This is a genomic window from Plantibacter sp. ME-Dv--P-122b (assembly GCF_030209375.1).
GTDB lineage: Bacteria > Actinomycetota > Actinomycetes > Actinomycetales > Microbacteriaceae > Plantibacter.
Map to the genome: position 1 here is coordinate 150,218 of NZ_JARVSC010000002.1, position 14,998 is coordinate 165,215.

Sequence of the window (14,998 nt, forward strand, 5' to 3'; positions counted from 1 at the left end):
AAGTGCGTCTCCTCGGGTGCAGGCGAGGCGATCTCGGACAGAGGGAGGCGGTTCCAGCTCGGCCCCGAGGCGTCCCCTGATGCTGCGATGACGGTGCTGACGTGGATCTCCGAGCGATGTCTGAGGCCCGGAATCGCCCGGTGTTGCCCGACCCGGAAGTCTGTACACCGTGGATGTCGTCGGTTCGATCCCGGCAGGGCCCACCGTAGCTCGCGCCCCGAGACCATGTGTGCCTCGGGGCGCGTTCCGGTCGATTCCGATGTCACCCTCCCGTCAGAAGCCGCCGGCGGCGCGGACCGTGTAGTGCTCGGTGAGTGCGGTGACGTCTTCTGGGGTGAGGTCGATGTCGACGGCTGCCGCGGCGTCATCGAGGTGGCGGGGCTTGGTCGCTCCGATGATGGGGGCTGCGACGACGGGGTTGCTGAGCACCCATGCCATCGCGATCTGCGCCATGGGGACACCGCGGCTCTCCGCGACGCGTTGCACGGCGTCGATCACGGGGCGGTCCCGTTCGGAGTCAGCGAAGAAGCTGTTACCGACCGGGTCGTCGGAGGAGCGCTGCGTCTGCTCGCCGGCAGGGCGCGCGACACGGCCCTTGGCGAGGGGGCTGTAGGGGATGCTGCCGGCGCCTTGGTCTGCGAGCAGGCCGAACATCTCGCGCTCTTCCTCGCGGTAGAGGAGCGAGTACTGGTCCTGCATGGACACGAACCGGGTCCAGCCGTGCAGGTCCGCAGCATGCTGCATCGTCGCGAACTGCCACGCCCACATCGCTGACGCGCCGAGGTAGCGCGCTTTGCCGGCCTTGACGACGTCATGGAGGGCCTCCATCGTCTCTTCGATCGGGGTCTCGGGGTCGAAGCGATGGATCTGGTACAGGTCCACGTAGTCGGTGCCGAGGCGGGTCAGGGACGCGTCGATCTGCTGCATGATCGCCTTCCGCGACAGCCCGGCGACCTGCAGGCCGGGGCCGGTGCCGGGGGTGTCGGAGAAGTGGGCCTTGGTGGCGAGGACGATCTCGTCGCGGTTCGTGAACTTCCGGAGCGCTTCACCGACGATACGTTCGGAATCGCCGTAGGAGTAGACGTTCGCGGTGTCCCAGAACGTGATGCCGAGGTCGAGTGCCTGCCGGAAGTACGGCAGGGCATCGTCCTTGGGGAGGGACCACGGCAGGTGGCCGCTGGTGGGGTCACCGAAGCTCATACAGCCGAGCGCGATGCGGCTGACGTTCAAGCCTGAGTTGCCGAGACGGGTGTGTTTCACGAGGTGTCCTCTCGTCGGAGACGGTTGTGCGTGGGCGCCCGGGATGGGTGCTTGCGATGTTCAGCGGCCGGACGTGGGTCAGGCCTCCGGGATCTCGCGGCCGAACGTTTCGAGGGTGACCGCTTCGGGCTCGGGGCCGCCGCGGACGCCGGTCTCGAGGGCGTCGATCTGCGCGAGCTCGTCGTCGGTGAGGGCGAAGTCGAACACGTCGAGGTTCTCCGCGATGCGCTCGGGCTTGGTGGACTTCGGGATGACCTGGCGGCCCTGCTGGATGTGCCAGCGGAGCATCACCTGCGCGGCCGACTTGCCGTACCGATGACCGATGCCGAGGATGACGGGTTCGTCGAAGCTCCGTCGCGCAGCGTCGCGGTAGGACGTGATGCCGCCGATCGGTGACCACGCCTGGGTGAGGATGCCGTGCTCCGTACCGAACGCCTGGACCTCGCGCTGCTGGAAGTACGGGTGGACCTCGATCTGGTTGACCGTCGGCACGACGCTCGTCGCGTCGAGGAGGTGGGTCAGGTGATCGACCATGAAGTTGCTCACGCCGATCGCCCGGACCTTGCCGTCGGCGAGGAGCTGTTCGAGGGCCCGGTACGCACCGATGGTCTGCTCGAACTTGCTCGGGAGAGCCTGGTGGAGGATGAGCAGGTCGAGCTGTTCGACACCCAACTTGCTGGCGCTCTTGGTGAAGGAGTGCAACGTCTCGTCGTAGCCGTAGTCGCTGATCCAGATCTTCGTCTCGATGAAGACCTCGGAACGGTCGAGGCCGGATGAGGCGATCGCGTCACCGACCCCGCGCTCGTTCGCGTAGGCGGCCGCGGTGTCGATGTGGCGGTAGCCGGCTTGCAGGGCGGCGGTGACCGCGGCGGTGGTCTCATCCGGCGGGGTCTGGAAGACGCCGAGCCCGAGAGCGGGGATGACGACGCCGTTGTTCAGAGTGAAAGTGTCCATACGTCGACGCTACGAGCACGGCCCAGCGGGGTGGGAGTTCCTGGCGGTACCTCCCACGAGCGATCGCGGCGACGTACCGTTGCAGGGTGGACATCACAGCGCAAGTGCAGGAGTTCCTGACCAGTCGACGTGCGAAACTCACCCCGCACGACGCTGCGCTGCCAGACCTGGGCGGGCAGCGCCGCGTCGCGGGGCTTCGCCGCGAGGAGGTCGCGATGCTCTCCGGTGTCAGCGTCGATTACTACGTCCGGCTCGAACGCGGCAACCTCGCTGGCGTCTCCGAGAGCGTCCTCGAAGCGCTGTCGCGCGCCCTCCAACTCGACGAGGCCGAGCATGCGCACCTGCTCGATCTTGCTCACGTCGCGAACGCCCACCCGGTCGCACGCCGACGAACGCCCGCGAACCGGGTCCGCCCGACGATCCAACGACTTCTCGACAGCATTGGAGCGCCCGCTGTCATCAGGAACGGGCGATCCGACATGCTCGCCACGAACACGCTCGGCCGGGCGCTGTACGCGCCGATGTTCATCGACCCGGCCGGGACACCGAACTCCGCACGATTCACGTTCCTCGACCCCCGCTCGAAGGACTTCTACCCCGACTGGGACCGCCTTGCTTCCGACCTCGTCGCCTCACTTCGCGGTGAAGCCGGCCGACGGCCATATGACAAACGGCTCACCGATCTGATCGGCGAACTGTCCACCCGGAGCGAAGACTTCCGGGTCCGCTGGGCCGCGCACGACGTCCACGCGCACCGGGCCGGAAAGAAGCGCATCCACCACCCCGTCATCGGCGACATCGAACTCACCTTCGAAGCCATGGGCCTCACCGCCGACGACGGCCTCTCACTCGTCGCTTACGGTGCGGAACCGGATTCATCCTCGGAACAGGCGCTCGCACTGCTCGCCAGCTGGGCGGCCACCCAAGCGACCTCTCGACAGGCTGCCGCAGAGCCGACATGACAACCGCCGGTGACCGACGTCGTCGACCAATCGTGCTCAGGGCGAACGCCTGAGGTGTCCTCGCGGAGTCCGCACGAAGCGTCACATGACGGCGGCTGCGGCTCTCGTCATGCCGATCCAGTGCAAGTGGCCTCCGGTGCGAGGGTCGCACTGGACTGGCCGAGCCACGTGAGGACGGCTTGGGGCCACGGGCACGGGTGGAGCCCGACCGGGCTCAGCGCACGCTGATGAAGATCGGATTCGTGTACAGCCAGGTGTCGGCCCAGGGGTCGGCAGGGGAGACCGGGTACGGCTGGGGTGCGCGCGGGTCGACCTCGGCGCCGAGCGGACCGACCCCGTGCACCTGGCCGTCGCTGCCGCGGAGGCGGACGTAGCCGTCCTCAGTGGCCGGCTCGAGCGGCACCACGACACGGAACGGGGAGTCGCTGCGATCCGTGACGTCGAGCATCTCGACGACCCGGGTGCCGGGTGCGCGCTGTTCGTCGCGGTCGGCGACGGGCCCCGTGACGAGCCCGCGGATCAGGTCGAGGTGCGCGAGTCTCGGCGTCGTGCCCCGCGAGGTGGGCGTCGTCGTGGGCGTGACGTCGACCACGAGCTCGAGGGCGGTGCCGCTTGCGACGGTGAGGGTCCCACCCAAAGCGACGCCGGTCTCCGGCTGGTCGGTGGCGCGGAGTACGACGGAGAGTCCGGCGACGAGGTGCCCGTGATCGACCCAGACACGACCGGCACGGATCGCGTCGAGCAGGGAGGCGGACGACCGGTCGACGGCCCCGACGTGCGTCCGACTGAACTCGCCCGGCCAGAAGTCGGCGCCGTTCTGGGGTGTGTCCGTGGCGATCGGGTCGGGCCGACGGCCGGCGCGGTTGAAGTTCGCGAGCGTCGCCCCGGCCTCCCAGCCCGGCCCGGTCGGGAAGTCGCCCACGCGTGTCGCGTCGGACTCCTTGAGGTGGAGATCGCTGTTCGTGGTGATCCACCAGCGCCGTCCTTCGCTCAGGAGCGAGTCCCACATGCCGCCGACGACGGCCGTCGTCCAGTCGAAGCCGCCGTGCGTCAGATAGGCCTCCGCGGGGTAGCCGGGGAACGAGAACTCGCTGGGGGTGTTCTCGTATTCGCCGCGCCGTGAGCGCTCGGTCGCGTTCGCGGCGATCGCCCCGGCCTGCGCGCCGGGAGCGCCCTCCATGCCGACGAACACCTCGGGGTCGGCGTCCTGCCAGGCGCGGAGCTCTCCGGGCGAGTCGATGCCGAGCCTGCTCGGGTGGTTCGCCAGGACGATCACGTCGTCGATGACGCCTGCACGCTTCTGGGCACCGAGCCAGGCGATCCCGTCGGTCGCGTGCACGAGCCACTCGGCCGCGTCGTCAGTGCCGGGGCGCGGTTTCTCCCAACCGTTGAGCTTGCCGTCGTGGTCGAGCTCGAAGCGACGCAACACGACGGTCGTCTGGGGCCCGGGCGCGATCAGCACGGTCGCGTGCTCGGCTCCCGGGATGTACCACTCGAGGCCCTGGAGCACGAGCATGTCGGGGCGAGCCGCCCGCGCGGTGTCGATCTCGCGTGCCGCGTTGAACACCCCGCCGACGTTGGCATGTCCCTTATTGCTGTGCTCGGTGAAGGCGATCGCGTCGACCGCGAAGCGCTGCGCCTGGTCGAGGATCGTCGTCATCGGGTACTTCGCGTCGTGCGAGTAGACCGAGTGCACGTGGTGGTCGAACACCAACCAGGAGAGCGCGTCCGGGTCGACGACTGCCGACGCGGACGACAGCGGCGCGGCCTGGGCAGAAGCCGCGCTCCCGAGCCCCTGGGTGGTCGCTCCCACGGCGACCGTTGCCGCGACGGAAGCCCCCAGGAAGGACCGGCGTGAGAGGCCGTACCGGGCCGATGCGCCCCGCTCCTCCTCGGGCACGGACGATGCGCCACCGGTTGGCGCGGGCTGCTCGGGGTGGGGGTCGAAGGGCATGGCATCACTTTCATCGGACGGACGCGCCGATCGTAGGGAGCGGAGGTGAACCTCGGCCCAACGGCCGGTGCCGTGGTTGACGCCCGGCGTTTACGACCCATTCACCTGCGTGGGCGATAGTCCAGGCGTCGCCGGGGTATCCCTGTCCCGGAGCCCGCCACCCACCAAAGGTCACGATGTCCTCCACTGTCCCCGACGTCCACCGTTCTCCGTTCCGTGCCGCGGGGCGCGCCCTGCTCGTCACGGCAGCGCTCAGTGCCAGCGCGGTGCTCTGCCTTGCCGGCGCCGGTGCTGCCGTCGCCGCCTCGGCACCGGCCGAGCCGGCACCCCTCACGCTGCGCGACACCGCCGGCGCCACGGTCACGTCAGGTGACGCGCGCGCCGTCCCGTCGTTCGGCTCCGCGGTGCTCGCCGCGGGCTGCCCCGCCGATGCGGACGACGCCGCCCGACTCTCCGTGACGGCGGGAGGCATCACCGTCGTCACGTCTCCGACCGTCGCGGTGGCCGCCGGGCAGCCGGTCGAGGTGCCGATGTCCATCTCGTTCCAGGAGGTCGTGGACGGCGGCGTCGAACAGGGAGATGCGACCCTCGCGCTCGAGTGTCTCGTCCTCGAGTCGGGCATCCCGTCGTCGGTGGTCACGGCGGCGACCCTGCCCGTGACGTTCGCCGCGGGAACGTGGTCGGTGCCCGGCGCTCAGGTCGAGCCCGTCCCTCCGACGGTCACGCCGACCGCCACCCCGCCCGCGGGAGGTCCTGGAGCAGGGGCGATCGCGACACCGAGCCCGTCGGCCACCGCACGACCCTCCGCTGACGGGGACCTGGCGCTGACGGGCTGGCAGCTCGGCGGGGTCGGGCTCCTGGCCGCCGGCCTGCTCGCGGTCGGCGCAGCCCTGTTGCTGCGGAGGCGTCTCCGGTGACCCATCGGCACGGAGGCTCCGACGGAGCGACCGTGAACCGCTCCAGCCGGCGGTTCCTCCGGACTTGCCGCCCGTCGCGTCGTCACGCGGTGAGAGGGCGCTGAGCTCCGCGGTCAGGTCCCGCTCGGTGTCTCCTCATCCGCTGCCAGGTTCTTCTGGATGGCGAACTGCGTCCGGTGCAGTTCTTCGTACCGCCCGCCGGCAGCGAGCAGCTCGTCGTGCGTACCGCGCTCCACGATCGAGCCGTCCTCGACCACGAGGATCAGGTCCGCGCTGCGGATGGTCGAGAGCCGGTGTGCGATGACCATCGCCGTCCGACCCTCGAGCGCCTCACTGAGCGCGGCCTGCACCGCGGCCTCCGAGGTCGAGTCCAGTGCCGCTGTCGCCTCATCGAGGATGACGACACGCGGCTGGGCGAGCAGGAGTCGTGCGATGGTCATCCGCTGGCGCTCACCGCCGGAGAGTCGGTAGCCACGCTCGCCCACCATGGTGTCCAGCTGATCCGGCAGGGACCGGATGAGCGGCTCGAGCCGAGCGCGGCGGACGGCGTCCCACACCTCGTCCTCGGACGCCTCGGGCCGTGCGAGGTGCAGGTTGGAGCGGATGGTCTCGTGGAAGAGGTGTCCGTCCTGCGTCACCATGCCCAGGGTGTGCCGCATCGAGGCGAAGGTGATGTCGCGGACGTCCGTCCCGGCGAGGCGCACGGCGCCGCCGTCGACGTCATACAGCCGCGAGAGGAGTTGCGCGATCGTGGATTTCCCCGCTCCGGACGTGCCGACGAGGGCGACGGTCTGCCCTGGTTCGATCCGGAATGAGACGCCGTGCAGCACCTCCTCACCACCGCGGGTGTCCAGCGTCGAGACCTCTTCCAGCGAGGCGAGCGACACCTTGTCCGCCGACGGGTAGGCGAAGCGGACGTCGTCGAACTCGACGGACACCGGACCCTCAGGGACGGTGACGGCGTCAGGCTGCTCCTGGATGAGCGGTTCGAGGTCGAGCACCTCGAAGACGCGCTCGAAGCTGACCACCGCGCTCATGATCTCCACCCGGGCGTTCGCGAGCCCGGTCAGCGGTGCGTAGAGGCGGGTGAGCAGCAGTGCCAGGGTGACGACCTCACCGGTGTCCAGCTGTCCGGCGAGGGCGAGGGCGCCGCCGAGGCCGTACACGAGGGCGAGGGCGAGCGCGGAGACGAGCATCAGCGCGGTGAAGAAGACGAACTGCAGCATCGCCGTCCGGACGCCGATGTCGCGGACGCGGGCGGCGCGGATGCGGAACTCCTCGGCTTCCTCGTCCGGCCGGCCGAACAGCTTGACGAGCGTGGCACCGGGAGCCGAGAAGCGTTCGGTCATCTGCGTGCTCATGGCTGAGTTGTGGTCGGCGGCTTCACGACGCAGTGCCGCGAGCCGGCCACCCATACGGCGCGCGGGTATCAGGAAGACGGGGAGCATCACCACCGCGAGGACCGTCACGAGCCAGGACGTGCTGAGCATGACGATCAGGGTGAGGATCAGGGCCACGAGGTTCGTGATCACGCCGGACAGGGTGCCGCTGAAGGCCTGCTGCGCACCGATCACGTCGTTGTTGAGGCGACTCACGAGGGCGCCCGTCCGGGTGCGGGTGAAGAAGGCGATCGGCATCTTCTGGACGTGGTTGAACACGGCAGTGCGGAGGTCCAGGATCACACCCTCGCCGATCCGCGCCGAGTACCATCGCGTCAGCAGTGACACGGCGGCGTCCGCCACGGCCACGAGGGCGATGACGACGGCGAGCCGGACGATCGTGGCCACCTCACCCCGGGCGACGATGACGTCGACCACCTGCCCGGCGAGGACCGGCGTCGCAACCGCGAGGAACGCTCCGGCGACGGAGAGCGCGATGAAGACCAGCAGCTTGGTGCGGTAGGGCACCGCGAACGTCATGATCCGCCGCACGGACGCACGGGAGATGCCGTGCTTCCCGTCCTTGGCGCTCGAGATCTTGTACAGCGAGCTCCAAGCCGCGCCCTCCATGCTCATGGCGATTCCTTCCATGGGTCCTCGGCGGCGAGCGTCACGCGCGACTCCGAAGCCCGGTCATGATCCAGCAGGAGCGGCGATCCGTCTCGCGGCCTCGACGACGAAGCGGCGACGCGCTTCCCGAGCCGCCCGGTCGTCGGCCCCGGACCCGGTGATCATCTCGGCGAGTTGCGGCACGGTCTGCCACCAGGCCGCGAGTGCGATCAGCGTGAACAGCAGCAGCGCCGGGTCGATCTCGGGATCGATGAAGCCGTGTCGTTGAGCGTCCGCGACACGAGCCACCTTCTCGCGGTAGTGCCTCGTGCGGACGTCGACCTGTGTGGGAGGGCCTGTCTGCAGGCCCTCCCACTGCAACAACCGGCTCAATTCCGGGTGTTCGGCGTGATAGTCGTAGGTGGCACCGGCGAACTCGCCGATGTCGTCCAAGCCGACGCCCGTGAGTTCGACGCCGGCGGCGAGCCGCTCGAGTTCGGTCGTCAGGACGAGGTCCCAGAGCCCCTGCTTGTCGCCGAAGTAGCTGTAGAGCCGCTCCTTGTTCACGCCTGACCGCGTGGCGATCGCCGCGACCGTCGTGCCGTCGAACCCGCGGGCTGCGAACTCGGTCAGAGCGGCGTCACGAAGGCGCCGCCGTGTCCCGTCCGTGTCCCATCCCATGTGCCAACGGTACCAACACTTCAGTTGGAGATTTGGACCGGTCGGAGTACAGTTCCAACCACATCGTTGGAGTTGGAGTTGATCATGACCAGTACAGAGCGTCTTCCCGCGGAGATCCGTCGACCCGAGCCGGGGTCGGTCGCGTTGGTGACCGGGGGGAACAGTGGCATCGGCTTGGAGACGGCGCGCCAGCTGCTCGCCATCGGCGTCGACGTGTGGATCGGAGCACGTGACCTCGAGAAGGGGCGACGCGCGGCGGCGGAGCTGGGCTCGGACGCGCGTGTCGTGCAGCTCGACGTCACGGACCCGGCATCGGTCGCGGACGCTGTGCGACGGATCGCCGAGCTGGACATCCTCGTGAACAACGCCGGCGTGAACCCGGGTGTGGACGACATCACTGGCACCACCCTCGAGCAGATGCGCATCGCGTACGAGACCAATGTCTTCGGTCTCATCTCCGTCACGCAGGGCTTCCTTCCCCACTTGCAGCGGTCGCGGCACCCGCGCATCGTCAACGTGTCCAGCGGGACGGGATCACTCACCTGGAACAGCAGCGCGAACCCTCAGTTCGACTGGGAACAGACGAAGGGCGGTGGTCTGGCCTACCGCAGCTCGAAGACCGCAGTGAACGCGGTCACCCTGTTGGCGGCCCAGGCGCTGGGTGAGCGGATCAAGGTCAACGCCCTGGCGCCGGGACTGCGCCGCACGAACCTCGTCGCGGGGATGTCGGCGGGTGGCGACCCGGCTGAGGCGGCCCGGGGTGTGCTCCGTCTCGCCCTCCTCGCCGACGACGGTCCCACCGGCGCGCTGTGGTCATGGGATGGCACACGCGCGCCCTGGTGATGCTGCACCGCGCATCGTCGCCGGGGTCGTGGCGGCGAGCGCCGCCTGCGTCACCGAGGGATCGCCTCGCTGAGCTCGGGGCCCCGGCACGGGTCGGTTCACGAGTGGCGAGCACCGAGCCGCCCTCCCGCACCGTGAACTCCGGGACGACCAGCCCCGGCTCCAGGAGCCGTGCGGACACGTCGATCGCCTCGAGCACCTCGAGCGTCCGCGCATCGACCACCGCGGCCCGAGAGGTGTTCGCCCCGCCGCGACCGCGTCGAGGACGACCACCTCGATGCCCGCTCGACGCAACACGCACGCGGCGGTCAATCCACCGGTCCCCTCCGATGATCGCGACCTCGGTCTCTTCGTGTTCCAGGGGCTGAGCGCTGAGAACGGGTACGCGTCCCCGCCCCGACCGTACGAGCCTCAGTCCCGACCGTCGTCCTGGGCGGCCGGCAGTGCGCGGAGCGCATCGGCCTCCTGGGTGGTGATGAGCAGGAGCGATCCGTGGCGTGCTCCATCGGGGAGCCGGGCGTGCGCCAGATGATCCCATCGGCCGGCGGTCAGGTCATCCGTCTCGAACAGCTGGTATCCCCGGTGTCCGAACTCGTCGGCGAGCAGGAACCACCGGCCCCCGGCCGGATCCGCGGCGACGGCGGGTCCCTCGCCGCGGAGCATGACGTCCTTACCGATGTCGACGGCGAGCGGGCGGAAATCGGCGGCGGTGAGCCCGCTGCCGACCTCCTCGAAGATGTGATGACCGGTGTCGGGGATGCCGCCGGGTGCCTGCGCGTTGACCGAGAAGCGATACCAGCTTCCCTCGTGCTCGAGGAAGGTCACGTCGATGACGTCGTGTCCGACGTCGACGACCGTCTCGGGCGGACCGAACGCGTCGAAGTCGTCGGTCGGCACGGCGAGGATGCGCTGGTACGAGCCGGTCGAGCGATCCTCCCGGTCGCCGTAGAGCGCCGAGGCGAAGAACACGAGCCAGGTGTCGCGCTCCGGGTGGCGGAATGCCTTCGGTGCCCACGCGTTGCCCGCATCGGCCGGTGCGACGGTGCGGTACCTCGGCTCGCTCCAGGTGACGAGGTCCGGAGAGTGCCAGACGACGATGTCGCGGCTGCCGTGTCGGGTCGTCGACGGCCAGTCGCCGTCCGTTCCGACCCGGAGGTCGGTGGCGACGACCACGAAGCCCCTCCCGGTCCGCACGATGAACGGGTCGCGGGCGCCGCCGTCACCGCCGGTCGAGCGAAGGATCGGGGCACCGTCCGAGACCGGGGTGAACCGCTCGGGCGTCGGACCGTCGCTGACGGCGAACCGCACGTCCTCCCCGTCGACTTCCTCCGAGAGGAAGTACGTCAGGAGGTACGCGTGGCCATCGTCATGGGCCGGTGTGGGGCTCATCCCTTCACGCTGCCGCTGACGAGTCCGTTGACGATGTACTTCTGCATGGCCAGGAAGAAGATCAGCATCGGCAGGAGCACGACCACGGTCACAGCCATGAACGCCGGCCAGTTGACGCTGAACTCCGAGACGGCCCGTGATGCGAGCAACACCAGGGTGTTCTTCTCCGGCGAGCTCAGGAAGATGGTCGGGCTGACGTAGTCGTTCCAGACCCACATCGTCTGGAACACCGAGACGGTCACGAGGACGGGGGAGATGAGCGGCAGGATGATGGTGCCGAAGATGCGGAACGGGCTGGCGCCGTCGATGCGGGCCGCCTCGATGATCTCGAGCGGCACCGTCCTCATGTAGCCGATCGTGAGGAAGTAACAGAACACCGAGCCGGCGAGGTAGGTGGCGATGAGCCCTTCCAGGGTGTCGACGGCGCCGACGCCGACGATCATCTTGTACAGCGGGATGATCGTCGTCTGGTAGGGGATGAGGAACGCCGCGAGGAGGATGCCACCGAAGACCAGGGACAGCCGGCTCCGCCGGTAGATCATCGCGAACGCCGCCATGGCACCGATCAGCACCATGAGGACGACCGAGACGACCGTGACGTACACGGTGTTGAGGAAGGCGGTGAACACCGTCGACGTCGACAGGAGGTCGATGTAGTTCTCCCAGGTGAACGTCGCGGGAAGACCGAGCGGGTTCGTCGACATGTCGGCCTGCGTCTTGAACGTGTTGATGACCACGTAGTAGAAGGGCAAGGCGACGAGGCAGGCGAGCGCGATCATGAGGACGCTCGTGAGCGCCGAGAGGAGGCGTCGGGTCAGGACCATGATCAGCTCCGGTTCATTCGTCGGGTGAGGTTCAGCTGGACGACGACGACGATGCCCACGGCGATCATGAAGACCACGCCGAGGGCCGAGGCCTGACCGTAGGCGGCCTGAGCGATCCCACTCGTCACGATGGTCTGGGTGATCGTGTACGTGGAGAAGCCGGGTCCGCCGCCCGTCAACGTCGCGGGCAGTGCGTAGACGTTGAGTCCGCTGGTCATCAGCAGCAGGGTGCTCACGGTGACGGCGGGGGCGAGGAGCGGCAGCGTGATGTACCGGAACTGCTGTACCGGCGAGGCCCCGTCGATCCGCGCAACCTCGTAGTAGTCGCCCGGGATCGACTGCAGATAGGCGAGGTAGAGGATGGCATGCCACCCCGTGCTGCTCCACACGCCGACGACGATCACGCACAGTTTGGCGAGGTCGGGGTCCGACAGCCAGGGGAAGGGGCCGATGCCGGCGAAGCCGTTCAGGGCCGTGTTGAGGGCTCCGGACGCGAGCGGGTTCAGGATGAAGTTCCAGACGAGCCCGAGGATCGCGATGCTGGGGATCGCGGGGAAGAACAGTGCGGCACGGACGAACCGTCGGCCGACGAAGGCGCGGTTCATGATGACCGCGAGCGGCACGGCCAGCGCGGTGATGATGACGGTCGTCCCGAGGGCGTAGAGGAGCGTGAATCCGAGCCCGGCGAGGAGGGAGGCGTCGGTGAAGACCCGGATGTAGTTGTCGAGCCCGACGAAGCGCATCGTGGGGTCCAGGCCCGACAGGTCGGTGAAGCTGTAGACGAAGGACTGCGCGAACGGGAACGCGATCAGGACGATGAACACGAGGCCGATGGGGATGAAGAACGCGTACGTCTGCAGCGATTCGGAGAGTCGACTGCTCGAACGGGCTGCGCGTCGGGTTCGGGAACCGACTCGCGCCGGGCGGAGCGTTGTGGAGGACACAGGCGTCCCTTTCTGTGGAGGCGGGTGCCGGCGCGTCGCGCCGGCACCCGCCGCGGGACTACTTGAGGGAGGCGAACTTCGTGTCGAGCGCCTTGGTGATGTCCTCGGCGTCGCTCTGTCCGAGCATCGTCTCCTGGACCTTGGCGAGGAACTCCGCGTCGAGCGGGGCGCTGTTCTTGCCCGGCCACACCTGCCAGGTGCAGTAGATCCGTCCGCCGATCACGTCTTCGTACATCCCGGCGAGGGCAGGGTCGAGCTCCGGGGTGTAGTTGTTCGTGGTGGTGATCGACCCCGTCGTCTCGTGGAAGATCTTCACGCCGGTCTCGCTGGCGAGGAAGTCGACCCACTTCTGAGCGCCGACCGGGTTCTTCGCCTTCGCGTTGATGGCGTACGGGGGAGACGCCGCCCCTGCCCAGAAGGTGTCGCCGGGGGTGTCGCCGGGAACCGGCCAGAAGTCGATGTTCGCATCGTCGCCGAGCGCGTCCCGAGCGGCTCCGATCTGCCAGGAACCGGTGGAGACCATGGCCACCCGGCCGTTGTTGAACTCGTCGTTGATCTGCTGCCCGGTCAACGCCGCGGCGTCCTTCGTGACGAGACCCTCCTGGTAGAGCTGCGCCCAGCGCTCGAGCGGCTTCGTCCAGGTGTCGGAGAAGGTCGTGTCGCCCTCGAAGACGGCCGTCTCGAAGTCGGCGTCGCCGTCGTCGGCCTGGGCAAGGCCGATGGAGCCCATGATGGTGGTGGAGATGCCGTCGCCGGCCTCGAGGTACGGCGTGATCCCGGCGTCCTTGAGCTTCGCGCAGAGGGCGAGGAACTCGTCCCAGGTCTGCGGTGCCTCGGTCACGCCGACCTTCGCCGTGATGTCCTTGTTGACGAGCATCCCGCCGCCCCACGAGGCGACGGAGATGCCGTAGACCTTGCCGTCGACGGTCTGCATGTCCCGGTTGAAGTCGGAGACGGCTTCGGCGGCTGCCGTGCCGGTGAGATCCTTCACGAAACCACCGCCCACCTGTTCGGCGTGGTTGCCGAGGATGAAGACGTCCGCGGCGTTGCCGGCCATGAGCCGCTTCTGCAGGGTGTCGGAGTACTCCTGCACCGGAGGCGCGTAGGAGAACTTGATTGTGATGTCGGGGTTCTCCTCCTCGAACTCGGTGATCAACGGGCTCATCTTCTCCTCGTTGTCCCACGAGAAGAAGGTGAGTTCACCGGATCCGTCGGCGGACGCCGCGGGGGCGGCGCCGGAGCAACCGGCGAGGACAGCCATGAGGGCTGCCGTGGAGGCGACGGCGATACCGCCGCGGACGATGCCGCGCACCGGGGCGGTGTGGGACCTGTTGCTGTTCAGCGACATTGCTGGCTACTTTCTGCGAGGAGGGGAGGGGATGCGAAGAGGCTCCTGTGACGGGGTGACCGCATCGAGGAGGCCGTCTTCTCGGTGGTGGAGACGATCGAACCGCACTTCTCTGCGGTAGCCGTCGCCGCCCGGGATCGCGAAGCGGTGGTAGGCGATGACCCAGTCGCTCGTTCCCAGGACGTTCGTGATGGAATGGTGTCCGGTCGCCACGATGCCGCGATCGGGGTGCTTCTGGAGGACGATGCCGCGATGCTCCCACGGCCCGAACGGGGTCGGTCCCGTCGCGTAGTGCACGCGGTAGTCGGGGCTCCGGGTGTCGTCGGCCGACCAGGAGGCGTAATAGCGGTCGCCTCGGCGATGCACCATGATGGCCTCGCGGAACTCCTCGGGCTCCCAGGAGACGACCGAGGCGGGGTCGAAGCCGAGGAGGTCGTCGTCGAGGCGCACGGCGTGTGCGATGCCGTTGCCCCAGTACAGGACGATCGACCCGTCCTCGTCGCGGAACACCGAAGGGTCGATGGCGATGCCGTCGAAGGCCTCGGCTGCGACGAGCGGCCGGCCGGAATCGATGTACGGGCCGCCCACCTCGTCGGCGACTGCGACGCCGATCTCGCCGCGGTTCGCGGTGAAGAACAGGTAGTGCCGACCGTTGTGGGCCAGGTAGGCGGGGGCCCAGGCGAAGCCGTGCGCCCAGCCGGTCTCCCGGACGTCGAACACGACGCCGAGGTCCTGCCACTCGACCAGGTCCTGCGAGGTGAAGAGGTGGAACTCGTTCGCACCCCACGCCTCGTGGCCGTCGGACGTCACGGCGAGCACGTACCCGGTCTCCCCATGCACGAGGTCGGGATCGGCGTAGTATCCGACGAGCGGCGATGACGACTCTGCGGCGAGTGGTACGAAGCCTGTAAGTTCGGTCATGTCCTCAACTGCT

13 protein-coding genes are annotated in these 14,998 nt (G+C 68.6%); 3 read left to right on the plus strand and 10 right to left on the minus strand.

Translation table 11 applies throughout. The features are described from left to right. Positions 1–273 precede the first annotated feature (273 nt). Together QRN19_RS04190 and QRN19_RS04195 are read right to left on the minus strand one after the other, a co-directional pair. Positions 274–1,260, minus strand: coding sequence for an aldo/keto reductase (locus QRN19_RS04190; protein WP_285025425.1), 987 nt, complete (start codon positions 1,258–1,260; stop codon positions 274–276). A 78-nt stretch (positions 1,261–1,338) separates the two neighbouring features. Continuing rightward, positions 1,339–2,214: an aldo/keto reductase gene (locus tag QRN19_RS04195; protein WP_285025427.1), complete on the minus strand. Its 876-nt coding sequence runs from the start codon at positions 2,212–2,214 to the stop codon at positions 1,339–1,341. Between the two features lie 86 nt (positions 2,215–2,300). On the opposite strand from QRN19_RS04195, the gene QRN19_RS04200 reads away from it, so the two are divergent. After that, positions 2,301–3,176: a helix-turn-helix transcriptional regulator gene (locus QRN19_RS04200; protein ID WP_285025428.1), complete on the plus strand. Its 876-nt coding sequence runs from the start codon at positions 2,301–2,303 to the stop codon at positions 3,174–3,176. A 214-nt stretch (positions 3,177–3,390) separates the two neighbouring features. Here QRN19_RS04200 and QRN19_RS04205 read toward each other — a convergent pair whose 3' ends face one another. Then, on the minus strand, positions 3,391–5,130 hold the full coding sequence (locus tag QRN19_RS04205) for a PHP domain-containing protein (RefSeq protein WP_285025429.1): 1,740 nt from the start codon (positions 5,128–5,130) through the stop codon (positions 3,391–3,393). Between the two features lie 176 nt (positions 5,131–5,306). Between QRN19_RS04205 and QRN19_RS04210 the strand changes: the two genes are divergently transcribed. Next, positions 5,307–6,047, plus strand: a complete 741-nt coding sequence (locus QRN19_RS04210; RefSeq protein WP_285025430.1) for a hypothetical protein — start codon at positions 5,307–5,309, stop codon at positions 6,045–6,047. Positions 6,048–6,160: 113 nt separating this feature from the next. Here QRN19_RS04210 and QRN19_RS04215 read toward each other — a convergent pair whose 3' ends face one another. Continuing rightward, positions 6,161–8,062 carry an ABC transporter ATP-binding protein gene (locus QRN19_RS04215; protein WP_285025431.1) on the minus strand — a complete coding sequence of 634 codons (1,902 nt, stop codon included), beginning with the start codon at positions 8,060–8,062 and terminating at the stop codon, positions 6,161–6,163. 57 nt (positions 8,063–8,119) lie between these two features. Then, on the minus strand, positions 8,120–8,716 hold the full coding sequence (locus tag QRN19_RS04220) for a TetR/AcrR family transcriptional regulator (protein WP_285025432.1): 597 nt from the start codon (positions 8,714–8,716) through the stop codon (positions 8,120–8,122). An 84-nt stretch (positions 8,717–8,800) separates the two neighbouring features. On the opposite strand from QRN19_RS04220, the gene QRN19_RS04225 reads away from it, so the two are divergent. Next, positions 8,801–9,559: an SDR family NAD(P)-dependent oxidoreductase gene (locus QRN19_RS04225; RefSeq protein WP_285025433.1), complete on the plus strand. Its 759-nt coding sequence runs from the start codon at positions 8,801–8,803 to the stop codon at positions 9,557–9,559. A gap of 411 nt (positions 9,560–9,970) precedes the next feature. Here the strand turns inward: QRN19_RS04225 and QRN19_RS04230 are convergent, their stop codons facing one another. Genes QRN19_RS04230 through QRN19_RS04250 form a run of 5 tightly spaced genes read right to left on the minus strand, consistent with a single transcriptional unit; the run spans position 9,971 to position 14,985 of the window. Beyond that, on the minus strand, positions 9,971–10,948 hold the full coding sequence (locus tag QRN19_RS04230) for a glycoside hydrolase family 43 protein (RefSeq protein WP_285025434.1): 978 nt from the start codon (positions 10,946–10,948) through the stop codon (positions 9,971–9,973). After that, entirely contained in the window at positions 10,945–11,772 is an 828-nt protein-coding gene (locus QRN19_RS04235) for a carbohydrate ABC transporter permease (protein ID WP_285025435.1), read from the minus strand. Before QRN19_RS04235 ends, QRN19_RS04230 begins: the two co-directional genes overlap by 4 nt. Before the next feature lie 2 nt (positions 11,773–11,774). Beyond that, positions 11,775–12,716, minus strand: a complete 942-nt coding sequence (locus QRN19_RS04240) for a carbohydrate ABC transporter permease (protein WP_285025436.1) — start codon at positions 12,714–12,716, stop codon at positions 11,775–11,777. A gap of 58 nt (positions 12,717–12,774) precedes the next feature. After that, positions 12,775–14,064: an ABC transporter substrate-binding protein gene (locus QRN19_RS04245; RefSeq protein ID WP_285025437.1), complete on the minus strand. Its 1,290-nt coding sequence runs from the start codon at positions 14,062–14,064 to the stop codon at positions 12,775–12,777. 6 nt (positions 14,065–14,070) lie between these two features. Continuing rightward, complete coding sequence (locus QRN19_RS04250) at positions 14,071–14,985, minus strand: family 43 glycosylhydrolase (RefSeq protein ID WP_285025438.1); 915 nt, start codon at positions 14,983–14,985, stop codon at positions 14,071–14,073. Positions 14,986–14,998 lie beyond the last annotated feature (13 nt).